Source organism: Aeromonas sp. 600774, from assembly GCF_049175075.1.
Taxonomy (GTDB): Bacteria; Pseudomonadota; Gammaproteobacteria; order Enterobacterales; family Aeromonadaceae; genus Aeromonas; species Aeromonas veronii_A.
The window spans coordinates 19,177-34,201 of record NZ_JAAKUJ010000018.1 but is presented as its reverse complement, the minus strand read 5'-3'; the positions used below and the strand labels follow the sequence as shown (position 1 = coordinate 34,201).

Genomic DNA, 15,025 nt, shown 5'->3' with positions numbered 1-15,025 from the left:
TTACTCTATCCAGCTGGAGGCTGAATGGCTCACATACTGGTCATCGACGACGAGGCGGCCATCCGCCGTTTTTTGCGGATCAGCCTGATCGCCGAGGGGCATCAGGTGAGCGAGGCGGTCGGCGTCAATGAGGGGCTGGCGCAGTATCGCCACCTCAATCCCGATCTGGTGATCCTGGACCTCGGCCTGCCGGACGGGGACGGCATCCAGGTGTTGCAGGCCATTCGCGAGCACCATCAGCACCCGGTACTGGTGCTGTCGGCGCGGGATTCTGAACAGGAGAAGGTGCGCTTGCTGGATGCGGGGGCCAACGACTACATGAGCAAGCCGTTCGGCATCGGCGAGATGATGGCCCGTATCCGGGTGCTGCTGCGCCAGAGGGCCGGGGTCAGCAGCGGCGAGCAACGCCACTTCCCCCAGTGCGGGCTGACCCTGGACAGCAGCAGCCACAGGGTCACCCTGGGAGAGGAAGAGGTGCCCCTCTCCCGCAAAGAGTTCGCCCTGCTGCAGGCGCTGGTGTGCCACCCCGGCAAGCTGGTACTGCAGACCCAGCTGCTCAACGACATCTGGGGACCGAGCCACAAGGAAGACACCCACTACCTGCGCATCGTCATCGCCAGCCTGCGCAAGAAGCTGGGAGATAACCCCCAGCAACCCACGCTGATCGAGACCGAATCCGGCATCGGCTACCGCTTTATCGGCAGCTGATGTTTCACGTGGAACGACGCCAACCGCAGCAGAGGGCCAGCAGACCACAACCGCCAAGCAGCAGACCGAGATCCTGCAAGCTGGCTGCAACCGCCAACCCCAGGCTGAGCAACAGGTAATAACCGAGCCCGAACAGGGCACCGGCACTACCTGCCACCTCCCGATAGGCCAGCAGCGCCTGGCTCAGCACATTGGGGAGCGCCAGCCCGAACGCCACCACCACCCCCATCATGGGCAGCAGGAACCAGAGCGAAGTCTGACTGGCCCATACCAGCCAGCCGGATCCTAGCGCCAACGCGGCAGCGAGCCGGATCAGCGAGGCAGGCGACCAGCCACGCCCCAGCAGGCGCTTGTTGAGCAGGCTGCTCCCCAGGGTCGCCAGCGCCAGCAAGATGCCGGAGTAACCAAACTCGCCCGCACTCAACCCCAGCCCGGCAAACAGGAAGGGAGCCAGGCTGTAGTAGCCGAACAGCATGGTGTTGAACAGCGCCACCAGTGCGGCGCTGCGCCACAAGGCTGCATCACGCACCATCCGTTGTGCCAGCGGCCAGAGTGCCACCCGCTGGGTGATGGCCGGCCGGGTTTCCGGCAGTTGCCAGCAAGTGACCAACAGCAATCCGGCGGCCAATACCATCAGTGCACTGAATACCCCGAGATAGCCGAACCCGCTCGCCAGCTGGCCGCCGCTCACCAGTCCCAGCACCGGGCTGAGGGAGAGCGCGATGCCCATCACTGAAAAGACCCGCGCCAGATCGCTGCCCTGATAGCTGTCGCGCAGCATGGTCTGGGTCACCACGGAGCCCACGGCGGCGCCGAAGGCCGCGATGACCCGGGCCAGCAGCAGGGTTTCAAATTGAGTGGCCAGCAATGCCAGCAGAGTGCCGGCGCCATAGGTCATCAGCCCCGCCAGCATGGCGGGACGCCGCCCGACCAGATCGCACAGTCTGCCCCAGCAGACCACGCCCGCCGCAAACGCCAGAAAATAGACCGACAGGGTCTGGGATGCCTGCCCCTCGCTCACCCGAAACTGGCTGGCGATATGGGTCAGCACCGGGCTGTAGATGGTCTCCACTATCTGTGGAAACATCATCAATCCGACCACCAGCCAGAGCGGTGGCAACTTGTTGTTCATGACAAACCTCCTTCACAAGAGGCCGTCATTCTAGAGTGACGCCGATTGTCCGATTACAATAAACAGGACTATAAACATCAATAATCGGACACGTGGCCTTTATTCTTCCCGATCACCCTTTTGACCCGGATCAGCACGACGGCAGCGCCATCGGGATCGCCTCCGCCCTCGGCTGGCACGACTCCGGCCGCCATCAGCACAGGCGCCATCAGCTGCTGTTCGCCCAGGCCGGCTGCATGACCATAGAGCTGGACGATCAGGTCTGCCTGCTGCCGCCGACGCGAGCGGCCTGGTTGCCGGCAGGCCTGCCCCATCGGGTGCTGATGCGTGGGGTGGTGGCATATCGCTCCCTCTACTTCCAGCCGGAGCCCGGCTTGCCGACCGAGATGGCGGTGCTGGCGGTCAACCCGCTGCTGCGGGAGATCATCGAACGAATGGCGATCTGGCCGTGGGACAAGCCGGCTGCGGAGCAGCATTGCACGCTGGCGCTGTTGCAGGAGGAGCTGGCGCAAGCGCCACGGGAATCCTGGCAGTTGCCGCTGCCGTCAGACCCACGTCTGGCCGGCTGGCTGCAGGAAGTGAAGCGGGGCGACACCCTGCCCGAGCGGCTCAACCGGCTGGCCGAACGGGTGGGTGCCAGTGACAAGACCATAGGTCGTATCTTCATGCGAGAAACCGGCATGAGCTACCAGGCCTGGCGCCAGCAGTGGCGACTGTTGCGCGCCATGGAGCTGCTGGCAGAAAGCGAGCCCATCAGCCGGATTGCCGCTGCGCTGGAGTTCTCCAGCGACAGTGCCTTCATCAGCTTCTTCAAGCAACATACGGGACAGACCCCCCTGCGCTATCTCAGCTCTCGGGGTGAGTCGCCACAGCCTGGCTCGCCTCCACCACCAGGGTATCCAGCGCCAGCGGTTTGAGGTTGTGCAGCGCATCCTGCACCACGGCATGGGATGCCTGTTGCAACTCGCTCTGCACATCCTGCTCCAGCTGGGCACTCTCCAGCTCGGGCCGCGGGTTTTCGTTGGCCATCACGTTCAGGCTCAGGGCACTCACAATCAGGGTAGCGATCAGGCTTTTCATCTGGTTTGCTCCGGGATGGTTGAGATGACCAGATAGCTATTCCAATAGTTGTGCCAATCCTCGTGCAATTCATAACATGATGATTTTGTTTAAATTAACTATCTTGCGATACCAAATTGAGTCGCAAAATGCATCCCACCCAGTCATTTTTAAACCAACAGTTGGTGATTTTAACCACGCTTGATTTTTGCACCATGTTCCACGTGGAACGTCCCATCTTTTTGATCGACACCCGCTTTTAAACTGAGCTATGGTGCTACATCCCCGTAACTCAAATCTGGATCTGTCACTGAATGGAATTTTCCTTGTTCGGCGAGAAGTTCACTCGCCACGCCGGCATTACCCAACTCATGGATGACCTCAATCAGGGGCTGACCAATCCGGACGCCATCATGTTGGGTGGCGGCAATCCGGCCCCCATCCCCGCCATGCTGGAGCGCTTTCAGGCCGAGGCCAAAAACCTGCTCGACAACGGCGAGCTGGTCAAAGCGATGGCTAACTACGACGGCCCACAGGGCAAAGACAGGTTCACTAAAGCGCTGGCAGCCCTGCTCAGCAAGGAGCTGGGATGGGATATCTCGGCTCGCAATATCGCCCTGACCAACGGCAGCCAGAATGCCTTCTTCTACCTGTTCAACCTGCTGGCCGGCGAATTTGCCGATGGCCGCAAGAAGAAGGTGCTGTTCCCGCTCGCCCCTGAATACATCGGCTATGCCGACTCGGCGCTGGCCGACGACTACTTCGTGGCCTACAAGCCCACCATCGAGAAGCTGCCCGATGGCCAGTTCAAATACCACGTGGATTTCGAGAGCCTGCAGGTAGGTGACGATATCGGGGTGATCTGCGTCTCCCGCCCGACCAACCCGACCGGCAACGTGCTGACCGACGAAGAGATCGAACACCTCGATCAGATCGCCCGTGACAAGGGAATTCCGCTGCTGATCGACAACGCCTACGGCGTCCCCTTCCCGGGCATCATCTTCAGCGAAGCCAAGCCGTTCTGGAACACCAATACCATCCTCTGCATGAGCCTCTCCAAGCTGGGCCTGCCAGGCACCCGTTGCGGCATCGTCATCGCCGACGAGAAGATCATTCAGGCCATCACCAACCTGAGCGGCATCATCAATCTGGCGCCGGGCAGTCTGGGGCCTGCCATCACCATCCCGATGATTGAGAGCGGCGAGATCATCACCCTCAGCGAACAGGTGGTGAAACCCTTCTATCAGCAAAAGGCAGAGCTGGCGGTGCAGCTGCTGCGCGAAGCGATCCCCGACCCGCGCTTCCACATTCATAAACCGGAAGGCGCCCTCTTCCTCTGGCTCTGGTTTGAAGGCTTGCCGATCCACTGTCAGGAGCTCTATGAGCGCTTGAAGGCGAAGAACCTGCTGATCGTGCCGGGTCACTACTTCTTCCCCGGCATTGATGACCCCGAGTGGCGCCACAGCCAGGAGTGCATTCGCCTCAACTACTCCCAGAGCGAGGAGCTGGTGCGTCGCGGCATCGCCATTCTGGCGGACGAGATCAACACCCTCTATGCTGGTTAATCCAATCCAGCGATACAAAACAGAAAGGCCTGCAGATGCAGGCCTTTGTCATTTATCGCGATCCGGTTTGCTTAGCCGGGCAGCGCCAGCTGCTCGGGTTTACCGATGGGGATTGCGCGGGGCTTGAGCGCCTCCGGCAGTTCGCGGGCCAGATCGATGGTCAGCAGACCATGCTCCAGCTTGGCGCCCTGCACTTCCACGTGCTGGCTCAGCTTGAAGGCGAGCTCGAAGTCACGCTCGGCAATCCCCTGATGGAGGAACTGACGTTCACCGGCCGCGGCCCCTTTACGACCCTTCACCTTGAGGGTGCCGTTTTCGGTCTCCAGCTCCAGCTCTTCGCGCTCGAAGCCAGCCACGGCGACCGTAATGCGATAGCCATCCTGATCGCGCTTTTCAATGTTGTACGGGGGGTAAGCAGCGGTCTTCTGCTCGAACAGACCTTCCAACTCACGGGCCATCCGCTCGAAGCCGACGGCATTGGAATAGAGATGAGAAAAATCGAGGTTACGCATAATCCTATCCTTCTAATAAGCAACAGGTTCAACTCTCCACAGGCCCGTCATCGGCACCCGGGAAATTTTAAAATTTCAGTGAATTCAGGCTATCAGCCGTTGATCTCTATCTTGCGCGGCTTCATCGCCTCGGGCACTTCACGCACCAGCTCAATGTGCAGCAAGCCGTTTTTCAGGTCGGCCCCTTTCACCCGCACATAGTCGGCCAGCTGGAAGCGGCGCTCGAAACCACGTTCGGCGATCCCCTGATAGAGATAGTTGCGCCCGGTATCGGCCTGCTTGTTGCCCTTCACCGTCAACAGATTTTCCTGGAAGCTCAGCTCCAGCTCTTCCTGGGTAAAGCCCGCCACCGCCATGCTGATGCGGTAGTCGTTGTCACCCAGTTGCTCGATGTTGTAGGGGGGATAACCGGCATTGCCATTGCTGGCCGCAGATTCAATGAGATTGGCCAGACGATCGAAACCGATGGCAGAACGATAGAGCGGAGAAAAATCGATAGAACGCATAGTATTACCCTCTTGTGAGCGATAACGGATTGTTTGCCCTCCTGATGGACGGGCGTCTGGTCGAAACCTCTGTTGAGCGTTCCGGCCTTGTTACCTATATAGGGGCTCACTTTTTCCTTTCAAGGGGATTTTTTCAAATTTTTTAAATGGCCGTGCCGACCTTTGGCACATCAACCTGTTGGCCCGATAGTGATGATAATCGACCCATGGGCCCCTGATGGCAATGCGCTCCGCACCCCATAATTGGTTGCATATCCACCAGCCAACATGGAGCCATCCCATGAAGATTACCCAGGTTCGCAACGCCACCCTGCTGCTCGACTATGCCGGCACCCGCTTTCTGATCGACCCCATGCTCTCGGCCAAGGGTGCCTTCCCCGGCTTTGAGGGCACCGCCAACAGCCAGCTGCGCAATCCGCTGGTCGAGCTGCCGCTGCCGATCGATGAGCTGGTCGATGTGGACGCCGTTATCGTCACCCATGACCATCCCGACCACTGGGATGATGCCGCCAGAGCGCTAATCCCCAAACATCTGCCGCTCTTGGTACAACATCAGAAAGATGCCGATGCCATTCGTGCCAGTGGCTTTGAGGATGTGCGCCTGCTGAGCGATCAGCCCGAGTTTGCTGGCATTCGCCTGCAACAAACCGGTGGCCAGCACGGCAGCGACCAGTTGATGGCGGTGCTGGGCGAGCGCATGGGAGAAGTGTGCGGTGTGGTCTTCTCCCACCCCGATGAACAGAGCCTCTATCTGGCCGGTGATACCATCTGGCATCCCTCGGTCAAACAAGCCCTGCAACAGCATCAACCCGAGGTCATCATCCTCAACTGTGGCGATGCACAGGTGCCCGGACTCGGTTCCATCATCATGGGCAAGGAGGATGTCGCCGCTGTATATCAGGCCGCACCGCAAGCCACGCTGATCGCCAGCCATATGGAGGCGGTCAACCACGCCGTGCTGTCACGTCAGGAACTTCATACCTATCTGACCGAGCGAGGCATGATGGATCGGGTGCGGATACCGGCGGATGGCGAGGCTCTCTCGCTGTAACTGACTGGGCCATGCCGAACAGCGCGCACGGCCCTTCGGCTTTCACTGCCAAATGCTTATGATGAGAGGTCTGCGCGTAGAGAGGAGCCAACACCATGACCACCCCGATCGTTGCCGTGGTGACCTTCGATCACTTCAGCCCTTTTCACTGCGCCGTCCCCTGCCTCATCTTCGGCGATATTCTGCCGGGCCAGCCGCTGTTCGAGCTCAAGATCTGCTGCGGCGATGGCAACCGCCACGCACACTCGGCACAAGGCTTCACCATTCAGGCCTCCTATGGGCTGGAGGTGCTGGCCGAGGCGGAGATCATCGTCATCCCCTTCTGGCACGACCCGGCAGCACGGCCACCCGCAGCGCTGCTCGATGCCCTGATTGCCGCCAGAGCCAGAGGTGCCCGGCTGGTCGGGCTCTGTCTTGGCACCTATGTGCTCGCCTACGCCGGCCTACTTAATGGTCGCAAAGCATCGACCCACTGGGAGTACGAACAGGATTTCTGCCGCCGCTTTCCCTGCGTGCAGCTCGATACCAACGCCCTCTATGCGGAGGACGAAGGGCTGGTCACCTCCGCAGGTACTGCCGCCGGGCTGGACTGCTGCCTCTATCTGGTGCGCCAGTACCACGGCTCGGCCATCGCCAACAAGGTGGCGCGGCGGCTGGTGATCCCACCTCACCGAGAAGGGGGTCAGGCCCAGTTTATCGAGCAGCCGGTGCCCGCCTCCACCCGCGATGTCCGGATGAACCAGTTGCTCGACCACCTGCGTGCCCATCTGGCCGAGCCTCACACCCTGGATTCTCTGGCAGCCCATACCCTGATGAGTCGGCGCACCTTTACCCGCCGTTTTCATCAGGCAACCGGCCTCTCGGTGGGTGAATGGCTGCTGGCGGAGCGGCTCAGGCGCAGTCAGGAGCTGCTGGAGGTGAGCGGCCATTCCATCGATCGCATCGCCGAGCTGGTTGGCTTCAAGAGTGCCACCTCCCTGCGCAATCACTTCCGCGCCCGCTTTGCCATCTCCCCCAGCGAGTGGCGACGATCTTTTCGCGGCAACAATGTCTGATGACATCCTCTATACCCGCTCACTCCGCTATGGCAGGCTAACCAGAGATCCCGAGGAGTCATTCCATGTCCCGTTCCGAACGCCTGCTGACCCTGCTCCAGCTGCTGCGCGGCCACCGTTACGCCATCACTGGCGCGGAGCTGGCCAGCCAGCTTGGCATCTGCCTGCGCACCCTCTATCGGGATATCGCCACCCTGCAGGCACAAGGTGCCCATATCGAAGGCGAACCGGGGATCGGCTATGTGCTGCGTCCCGGCTTCATGCTGCCGCCACTGATGTTCAGTGAAGAGGAGCTGGATGCGCTGGTGCTGGGGTCGCGCTGGGTAGTCGCCCACGGTGACGGAGCCTTGAGTGCATCGGCCAGCAGTGCGCTGGCCAAGATAGAAGCCGTGCTGCCCGCCGGCTATCGCCAGCAGCTCCAGAGCAATGCCCTGCTGATCGGCACCTCCCGCGACGACAGCCTCACCGATGAAGCCCCGCTGCGCAGCGCCATCCGCCAGCAACGCAAGGTGACCCTGATCTATCGCGATCTCAAGGATGAGGCCTCTGAGCGCACCGTCTGGCCCTTTGCCCTCGGCTACTTCGAACAGGTACGGGTACTGGTGGCCTGGTGCGAACTGCGTCAGGGCTTTCGCCACTTTCGGGTGGATCGCATCACCCGGATGCAACCGCAAGATTGCCGCTATCCAAAAAGCAGAGAGAGCCTGCTGAAGGAGTGGCGCGCCACCCAGCAGATCCCGCAGCCGAAATTCATTGCTGACAGAAACTGACAGCAGGTAGCGCCATGCTGACGGGGTCGGCGCTGATGCGCCATCTCATCAGCAAGGAGCATCACCATGTTAGTCCCCCAGTTCACCATCCTCTACGTTACCAATCCGACCCGCAGCGCGCTCTTCTACCGCGAGTTGTTCGGGCGTGAACCGGTGGAGGAGTCACCTACCTTTGCCATGTTCGTATTCGAATCTGGCGCCAGACTGGCACTCTGGTCCAGCGCCACAGTTGAACCTGCCGTGACCCAAACGGCCGGAGCAATGGAGCTGGCCTTCGCCCTCCCCGATGATGATGCCGTCGATCGCCTGTCTGCCGAGTGGCTGGCGCGCGGGGTCCCCCTGATCCAGGCGCCGACCAAGATGGAGTTTGGCTACACCTGCATGGCGCTCGATCCGGATGGCCATCGTCTGCGCCTCTACTGCCCGACCCCCGAACTGGGCTGAGCCGGCACCATCAAGACGGAGCCATGTTTCACGTGGAACGTGCACCTCCTTCGCCAGAAAAACAAAAAGCCGCTCACAGGGAGCGGCTTTTTTATATCGAACTGACAGCGTCGAATTAGACGTCGAGGTTGGCTACGCGCAGGGCGTTGGTCTCGATAAAGTCGCGACGCGGCTCTACTGCATCCCCCATCAGGGTGGAGAAGAGCTGGTCGGCACCGACGGCATCGTCGATGGTGACGCGCAGCATGCGGCGAGCTTCCGGATCCATGGTGGTTTCCCACAGCTGGTCCGGGTTCATCTCGCCCAGCCCTTTGTAGCGCTGGATGTAGATGCCGCGCTTGCCTTCGCCCATCAGCCACTCAACCGCTTCGACGAAGCTGGAGACCGGCTTGACCTTCTCGCCACGCTTGATGTAACCGCCTTCCTCGATCAGGTTGGCGATCTCCTTACCCAGCGAGACCAGCTGACGGTACTCGGAGGATTGCAGGAAGTCGTAGCTGAGCGGATATTCGCGATCGACACCGTGCTGACGTACCACGGCGTGCGGCACGTACAGGCTGCGCTCTTCGTCACGACGAACCTGGATCTGGTACTGGATACCGTGGTTGCTCTCGTTGAGCACGGCTTCCATACCCTGACACCAGGCCAGCAGATCGCTCTCGCTGTTCAGCAGCGCTTCGTTCAACTCCGGCTGATAGATCAGTTGGGTCAGCACGGCTTCCGGCGCACGACGAGACATGCGGGTGATCAGGTGAGTCACCGAGCGGTGCTGGTTGACCAGACGCTCCAGAGCCTCGCCACCGATGGCCGGAGCAGACTCGTTGACGTGCAGAGTGGCACCATCCAGCGCCATGGCGGTCTGGTACTGCAGCAGCGCGTCTTCGTCTTTCAGATACTGCTCCTGCTTGCCCTTCTTCACTTTGTAGAGCGGCGGCTGGGCGATGTAGACGTAGCCGCGTTCGATGATTTCCGGCATCTGACGATAGAAGAAGGTCAGCAGCAGGGTTCGGATGTGCGCACCATCGACGTCCGCATCGGTCATGATGATGATGTTGTGATAACGCAGCTTGTCCGGGTTGTACTCGTCGCGACCGATACCGCAACCCAGTGCGGTGATCAGGGTGCCCACCTCTTGCGAGGAGATCATCTTGTCGAAACGGGCCTTCTCCACGTTCAGGATTTTACCCTTGAGCGGTAGGATGGCCTGGTTTTTACGGTTGCGACCCTGCTTGGCGGAACCGCCAGCAGAGTCCCCTTCCACTATGTAGAGTTCGGAGAGCGCCGGGTCTTTTTCCTGACAGTCAGCCAGCTTGCCGGGCAGACCTGCGATATCCAGCGCGCCTTTGCGGCGGGTCAGTTCGCGGGCTTTGCGGGCCGCTTCACGGGCACGGGCCGCATCGATGATCTTGTTGACCACGATCTTGGCATCGCCCGGGTTTTCCAGCAGGAAGTCGGCCAGTTTCTCACCCATCGCCTGTTCAACGGCGGTCTTCACTTCGGAAGAGACCAGCTTGTCTTTGGTCTGGGAGGAGAACTTGGGATCCGGCACCTTGACGGAGATAACGGCAATCAGACCTTCACGCACGTCGTCGCCACTGGCGGCAGACTTGGCCTTCTTGCTGTAGTCCTCTTTGTCCATATAAGAGTTCAGAGTACGGGTCAGCGCGGTACGGAAGCCAACGAGGTGAGTACCACCATCCCGCTGCGGGATGTTGTTGGTAAAGCAGTAAACCCCTTCCTGATAGGCGTCGTTCCACTGCATCGCCACTTCAACGCCGATACCATCCTGCTCGGTGGTGAAATGGAACACCTTCGGGTGGATCGGGGTCTTGTTCTGGTTCAGGTATTCAACGAACGCCTTGATGCCACCTTCGTAGCAGAAATGCGCCTCACGGCCGTCACGCTCATCCATCAGACGGATGGAAACACCGGAGTTGAGGAAGGAGAGCTCGCGCAGGCGCTTGGCCAGGATCTCGTAGTGGAACAGGGTGTCGCTGAAGATGGTCGGGCTCGGCCAGAAGCGAACTTCAGTACCGGTGCCGGTGCTGTCGCCAATCTGCTTGAGCGGAGCTTGCGGCTCACCCAGATGATAGGTCTGTTCGTAGACGTGGCCGTTACGACGAATGGTCAGCAACAGCTTGTCAGAGAGGGCGTTAACGACGGAGACGCCGACGCCGTGCAGACCACCGGAAACCTTGTAGGAGTTGTCATCGAACTTACCGCCAGCGTGCAGCACGGTCATGATGACTTCGGCAGCGGAGCGGCCCTCTTCCGGGTGAATATCGACCGGAATACCACGGCCGTTATCACGCACGGAGACGGAGCCATCGGAATGGATCTTGACCAGAATATCGGAGCAGTAGCCAGCGAGCGCCTCGTCAATGGAGTTATCGACGACCTCGAACACCATGTGGTGCAGACCCGAGCCATCATCCGTATCGCCGATATACATCCCCGGGCGCTTGCGGACCGCATCCAGGCCCTTCAGCACCTTGATATTCGAGGAGTCGTAAGTATTTTCACTCATAGCTTACTCTCTGCCTTCTCTAACGTTTCGGAGATTTTACCCTGTTCCACGTGGAACAACTTGCAGTCATTCGCATCCATCATGTCTGCGAGCTGACCGGTGTCGATGGCGGTGATAAACACCTGGGACGCACACTGCTTCAGCCTTGCGGCCAGCAAGCGGCGCTTGTCGACATCCAGTTCAGAGGCAAAATCGTCAATTAAAAAAATACAGCCACGGCTGCTATGTTGATTCAAATAGAGCCCTTGGGCCAGTCGCATGGCGCAGACCAGCAACTTCAGCTGACCCCGGGACAAAATATCCTGAGCGGGTACCCCGTTCGCCTTGAGGCGCACATCGGCTTTTTGTGGACCGACACCGGTATAGCCCAGCGCCTGATCCCGCTCAAACCCCGCCTCCAGCAAATCGCCGAGGGGAGTATCTTTCTCCCAGCCCCGGTAAAAGCCGAGACTGATATCGAATTCCGGCAGAAAATCCGCCGTCATCTCCTTGATCAGGGGCGTAATGGCCTGACAATAACTGGCGCGAAACTCGGCCAGCTCACCCCCCAGCCGCACCAGCTCCTGATCCCAGAACGCCAGCTGGCGGTACTGGGTGCTCTGGCGCAACAGCGCATTGCGCTGTTTCAGCAGCCGCCGCACTCGCCCCCACAAGGCAAAGAAGGTCGGCTCCTGATGGAAAACGCCCCAATCGAGCCAGGCGCGGCGAGCCTGAGGCCCGCCAGTCAGCAGGTTGAAGCCATCGGGATGGATCAACTGCACCGGCAACAGCTCCGCCAAATCGGCCAGCCGCTGGGCCTGCGCCCCGGCAATCTTGAGCTGGGTCTCGCCACTCTTGTCTTTGGCAAGACCGATCGGTACCTGACGCCCCTCCAGCTCGCACTGGGCAAACAGGGTAAAGGCCCTCTCCCCCTGGCGGATGACCCGCCCGGTCAAATGAGTGCGAAAGGAGCGCCCCAGACCAAGGTAGTGAATGGCTTCCAGCACGCTGGTCTTGCCGCTGCCATTGCACCCGACCAGAATGTTGAGGCCGGGCGACAGCTTGAGACTGGCTTGCTGGATATTGCGAAAGTCGCTGAGCTGGAGTTTGACCAGGGACACGACTAGATCCGCATCGGCATCACCACGTACTGAGCATCCTGATGTTCAAAATCCTCAATAATGGCACTGCTGATGGAATCGCTCAGGCTAATCCGAATTTGGTCACATTTTAACGTATTCAGCACGTCCAGCACATAAGAGACGTTAAAGCCGATCTCCATCTCGCCAGCGGCATATTGTACGTCAAGCAGCTCTTCGGCTTCTTCCTGTTCCGGGTTGTTGGCGGTGATGCGCAGCAGGTTTTCCTGCAGATTGAGACGCACCCCACGGAATTTCTCGTTGGAGAGGATAGCGGCGCGGGCAAACGCCTGACGCAGATCCTCACGACCGGCGATCAGGGCCTTGTCGCTGTTGCGCGGAATGACGCGGCGCCAGTCCGGGAAGCGGCCATCCACCAGCTTGGAGGTGAAGATGAAGCCGTCGAGGGCTGCACGCAGATTGCTGCGACCGATCTGCAGCCGCACCGGCTTGTCTTCCGCCTCCAGCAGACGCACCAGCTCCAGTACCCCTTTGCGCGGCAGGATAACCTGATGATCGGGCAGCGATTCCCCTACCACCTCGCGGCGGCAGGTGGCCAGACGGTGACCGTCGGTCGCCACGGTACGCAGACCGTGACCTTCGCTCTCGAACAGCATGCCGTTCAGGTAGTAACGCACATCCTGGCTTGCCATGGAAAACTGGGTCGCATCGATCAGCTTCTTCAGCTCCAGCTGGCTGATATCGAACTCGAGCACGGATTCCCAATCCTCGATGTTCGGATACTCGGTCGCCGGCAGGGTCGAGAGGTTGAAGCGGGAGCGACCGGAGCGGATGATCAGGCGCTCGCCTTCGGTATTGAGACGGATCTCGGCGCCTTCCGGCAGACCACGGCAGATATCCAGCAGCTTGCGCGCCGGTACTGTGGTGCGGCCATCTTCACTGGCCCCGTTCAGATAGACCTGACCGATCATCTCTACTTCGAGATCGGTACCGGTCAGTGACAGCAGACCATTGCTGACATCAAGCAGCACGTTGCCGAGGATCGGCAGGGTCGGTCGGCCGCCGAGGGCGCCGGACACCAGTTGCAGAGGACGTAACAGGGCCTCACGGCTAATTTCGAGCTGCATCTGTGCTCTCCGTTGTGATTAGGAGGAAAAGATTCGGATCAGGTTGGAATATTCGCGCTGCATCTGTCCACTCGATTCCGTTATCAGGAAGAAAGGGTACGGATCAGGTTGGAATAGTCCTCCTTGATGTCGTGACTCTCCTCCTTCAGCTGCTCGATCTTGCGGCAGGCATGAAGAACGGTAGTGTGGTCACGGCCACCAAAGGCATCACCTATCTCCGGCAAACTGTGGTTGGTCAGCTCCTTGGCCAACGCCATCGCCAACTGGCGCGGACGGGCAACGGAGCGGGAACGACGCTTGGAGAGCAGATCCGCCAGCTTGATCTTGTAGTACTCCGCCACCGTCTTCTGGATATTGTCGATGGTGACCAGCTTCTCCTGCAGTGCCAACAGGTCGCGCAGCGCTTCGCGCACGAAATCGATGTTGATGGCACGGCCGGTGAAGTTGGCGTTGGCGATCACCCGGTTGAGGGCGCCTTCCAGTTCACGGACGTTGGATCGCAGACGTTTGGCAATGAAGAAGGCCACTTCGTCCGGCAGATGGATCTGGTTCTCGTCTGCCTTGCGCATCAGGATCGCGACACGGGTCTCCAGCTCCGGCGGCTCGATCGCCACGGTCAGGCCCCAGCCGAAGCGGGACTTGAGGCGATCTTCTACACCGTTGATCTCCTTCGGATAGCGATCCGAGGTCAAGATGATCTGCTGGTTACCTTCCAGCAAGGCATTGAAGGTATGGAAGAACTCCTCCTGGGAGCGCTCCTTGTTGGCGAAGAACTGGATGTCATCGATGAGCAGGGCATCGACGCTGCGGTAGTAACGCTTGAACTCTTCAATGGCGTTGTTTTGCAGCGCTTTCACCATGTCCTGAACAAACCGCTCGGAGTGCATATAGATGACTTTGGCATCTTTTTTACTCTCCTTGATGGCATTGCCAACGGCGTGCAGCAGGTGGGTTTTACCCAGGCCGGTGCCGCCATAGAGGAACAGCGGGTTGTAAGCACCACCCGGATTGTCCGCTACCTGACGGGCAGCCGCACGCGCCAACTGGTTGGACTTACCCTCGACGAAATTCTCGAAGGTATAGTTCACGTTGGTGTTGCTCTTGTGGTTCGGCTCGGGCTTGGCTTCAGCCTTGCTTTCCCAGCTCTTCTGCAAGTTATTCACAGGCGCGGCACCCTGTACCGGCGCTCTGGCGACAGCAACAGGATGGGGACGATTGCCTATATCAAAACGCAGGGCGGGGCCGTCGACCCCGCAGAGTTCGTTGATGATGCCGTTAACCCGGATGAGATACTTGTCTCGTACCCAGTCCAGAACAAAGCGATTCGGTGCATACAGGGTCAGAGTATTGTCACTCAACTCCGCTTGAAGCGGCCGGATCCACATGCTGAATTCTGCCGAGGGCAACTCATCTTGCAGCCGGTTAAGGCACTGCTGCCATAGCGAAGCAGTCACTCTAAACTCCTGTCGATTGATTAACTAAAGACCGGC

Annotated in this window: 15 protein-coding genes; 7 read left to right on the top strand and 8 right to left on the bottom strand. The window is 59.7% G+C overall.

The features are described 5' to 3' along the window. Nucleotides 1-24 precede the first annotated feature (24 nt). On the top strand, nucleotides 25-708 hold the full coding sequence (locus G5171_RS18520; RefSeq protein WP_011704058.1) for a response regulator: 684 nt from the start codon (nucleotides 25-27) through the stop codon (nucleotides 706-708). Between the two features lie 4 nt (nucleotides 709-712). Here G5171_RS18520 and G5171_RS18515 read toward each other — a convergent pair whose 3' ends face one another. Further along, nucleotides 713-1,840: a multidrug effflux MFS transporter gene (locus G5171_RS18515; RefSeq protein ID WP_421260572.1), complete on the bottom strand. Its 1,128-nt coding sequence runs from the start codon at nucleotides 1,838-1,840 to the stop codon at nucleotides 713-715. Nucleotides 1,841-1,932: 92 nt separating this feature from the next. Between G5171_RS18515 and G5171_RS18510 the strand changes: the two genes are divergently transcribed. Then, a complete protein-coding gene (locus tag G5171_RS18510; protein WP_421260571.1) occupies nucleotides 1,933-2,757 on the top strand; it encodes an AraC family transcriptional regulator in 825 nt (274 codons plus the stop codon). Here the strand turns inward: G5171_RS18510 and G5171_RS18505 are convergent. Next, nucleotides 2,687-2,920: a hypothetical protein gene (locus tag G5171_RS18505; protein ID WP_005342304.1), complete on the bottom strand. Its 234-nt coding sequence runs from the start codon at nucleotides 2,918-2,920 to the stop codon at nucleotides 2,687-2,689. The genes G5171_RS18510 and G5171_RS18505 overlap by 71 nt on opposite strands. A gap of 293 nt (nucleotides 2,921-3,213) precedes the next feature. On the opposite strand from G5171_RS18505, the gene G5171_RS18500 reads away from it, so the two are divergent. Next, a complete protein-coding gene (locus tag G5171_RS18500; protein ID WP_421260570.1) occupies nucleotides 3,214-4,464 on the top strand; it encodes a valine--pyruvate transaminase in 1,251 nt (416 codons plus the stop codon). A gap of 71 nt (nucleotides 4,465-4,535) precedes the next feature. Here G5171_RS18500 and G5171_RS18495 read toward each other — a convergent pair whose 3' ends face one another. Next, complete coding sequence (locus tag G5171_RS18495; protein WP_005339297.1) at nucleotides 4,536-4,976, bottom strand: Hsp20 family protein; 441 nt, start codon at nucleotides 4,974-4,976, stop codon at nucleotides 4,536-4,538. A gap of 92 nt (nucleotides 4,977-5,068) precedes the next feature. Then, nucleotides 5,069-5,482, bottom strand: coding sequence for an Hsp20 family protein (locus G5171_RS18490; RefSeq protein ID WP_005339298.1), 414 nt, complete (start codon nucleotides 5,480-5,482; stop codon nucleotides 5,069-5,071). A 280-nt stretch (nucleotides 5,483-5,762) separates the two neighbouring features. Here G5171_RS18490 and G5171_RS18485 point away from each other — a divergent pair, with 280 nt between their 5' ends. The 4 genes from G5171_RS18485 to G5171_RS18470 all read left to right on the top strand — a co-directional run bounded on the left by G5171_RS18485 (nucleotide 5,763) and on the right by G5171_RS18470 (nucleotide 8,802). Further along, nucleotides 5,763-6,533 carry an MBL fold metallo-hydrolase gene (locus G5171_RS18485; RefSeq protein WP_421244758.1) on the top strand — a complete coding sequence of 257 codons (771 nt, stop codon included), beginning with the start codon at nucleotides 5,763-5,765 and terminating at the stop codon, nucleotides 6,531-6,533. Nucleotides 6,534-6,628: 95 nt separating this feature from the next. After that, nucleotides 6,629-7,588: a helix-turn-helix domain-containing protein gene (locus G5171_RS18480; RefSeq protein ID WP_421260569.1), complete on the top strand. Its 960-nt coding sequence runs from the start codon at nucleotides 6,629-6,631 to the stop codon at nucleotides 7,586-7,588. 65 nt (nucleotides 7,589-7,653) lie between these two features. Next, entirely contained in the window at nucleotides 7,654-8,358 is a 705-nt protein-coding gene (locus G5171_RS18475) for a helix-turn-helix transcriptional regulator (RefSeq protein WP_421260568.1), read from the top strand. Between the two features lie 66 nt (nucleotides 8,359-8,424). Beyond that, nucleotides 8,425-8,802 carry a VOC family protein gene (locus tag G5171_RS18470; protein WP_421260567.1) on the top strand — a complete coding sequence of 126 codons (378 nt, stop codon included), beginning with the start codon at nucleotides 8,425-8,427 and terminating at the stop codon, nucleotides 8,800-8,802. A gap of 115 nt (nucleotides 8,803-8,917) precedes the next feature. On the opposite strand, the gene gyrB is transcribed toward G5171_RS18470, so the two are convergent. From gyrB to dnaA, 4 genes are all read right to left on the bottom strand, one after another. Continuing rightward, nucleotides 8,918-11,329, bottom strand: a complete 2,412-nt coding sequence (gene gyrB / locus G5171_RS18465; RefSeq protein WP_421260566.1) for a DNA topoisomerase (ATP-hydrolyzing) subunit B — start codon at nucleotides 11,327-11,329, stop codon at nucleotides 8,918-8,920. Continuing rightward, nucleotides 11,326-12,429, bottom strand: coding sequence for a DNA replication/repair protein RecF (gene recF / locus G5171_RS18460; RefSeq protein WP_421260565.1), 1,104 nt, complete (start codon nucleotides 12,427-12,429; stop codon nucleotides 11,326-11,328). The genes gyrB and recF overlap by 4 nt, the downstream gene beginning before the upstream one ends. A gap of 2 nt (nucleotides 12,430-12,431) precedes the next feature. Beyond that, nucleotides 12,432-13,535, bottom strand: a complete 1,104-nt coding sequence (gene dnaN / locus G5171_RS18455; RefSeq protein WP_005339306.1) for a DNA polymerase III subunit beta — start codon at nucleotides 13,533-13,535, stop codon at nucleotides 12,432-12,434. An 83-nt stretch (nucleotides 13,536-13,618) separates the two neighbouring features. Then, a complete protein-coding gene (dnaA, locus tag G5171_RS18450) occupies nucleotides 13,619-14,989 on the bottom strand; it encodes a chromosomal replication initiator protein DnaA (RefSeq protein ID WP_005339307.1) in 1,371 nt (456 codons plus the stop codon). Nucleotides 14,990-15,025 lie beyond the last annotated feature (36 nt).

Excerpts from the sequence above, each read along its gene's own strand:
- G5171_RS18520 (WP_011704058.1), top strand. The coding sequence starts at position 25 with ATGGCTCACATACTGGTCATCGACGACGAGGCGGCCATCCGCCGTTTT.
- G5171_RS18515 (WP_421260572.1), bottom strand. The coding sequence starts at position 1,840 with ATGAACAACAAGTTGCCACCGCTCTGGCTGGTGGTCGGATTGATGATG.
- G5171_RS18505 (WP_005342304.1), bottom strand. The coding sequence starts at position 2,920 with ATGAAAAGCCTGATCGCTACCCTGATTGTGAGTGCCCTGAGCCTGAAC.
- G5171_RS18500 (WP_421260570.1), top strand. The coding sequence starts at position 3,214 with ATGGAATTTTCCTTGTTCGGCGAGAAGTTCACTCGCCACGCCGGCATT.
- G5171_RS18495 (WP_005339297.1), bottom strand. The coding sequence starts at position 4,976 with ATGCGTAACCTCGATTTTTCTCATCTCTATTCCAATGCCGTCGGCTTC.
- G5171_RS18490 (WP_005339298.1), bottom strand. The coding sequence starts at position 5,482 with ATGCGTTCTATCGATTTTTCTCCGCTCTATCGTTCTGCCATCGGTTTC.
- G5171_RS18485 (WP_421244758.1), top strand. The coding sequence starts at position 5,763 with ATGAAGATTACCCAGGTTCGCAACGCCACCCTGCTGCTCGACTATGCC.
- G5171_RS18480 (WP_421260569.1), top strand. The coding sequence starts at position 6,629 with ATGACCACCCCGATCGTTGCCGTGGTGACCTTCGATCACTTCAGCCCT.
- G5171_RS18475 (WP_421260568.1), top strand. The coding sequence starts at position 7,654 with ATGTCCCGTTCCGAACGCCTGCTGACCCTGCTCCAGCTGCTGCGCGGC.
- G5171_RS18470 (WP_421260567.1), top strand. The coding sequence starts at position 8,425 with ATGTTAGTCCCCCAGTTCACCATCCTCTACGTTACCAATCCGACCCGC.
- gyrB (WP_421260566.1), bottom strand. The coding sequence starts at position 11,329 with ATGAGTGAAAATACTTACGACTCCTCGAATATCAAGGTGCTGAAGGGC.
- dnaN (WP_005339306.1), bottom strand. The coding sequence starts at position 13,535 with ATGCAGCTCGAAATTAGCCGTGAGGCCCTGTTACGTCCTCTGCAACTG.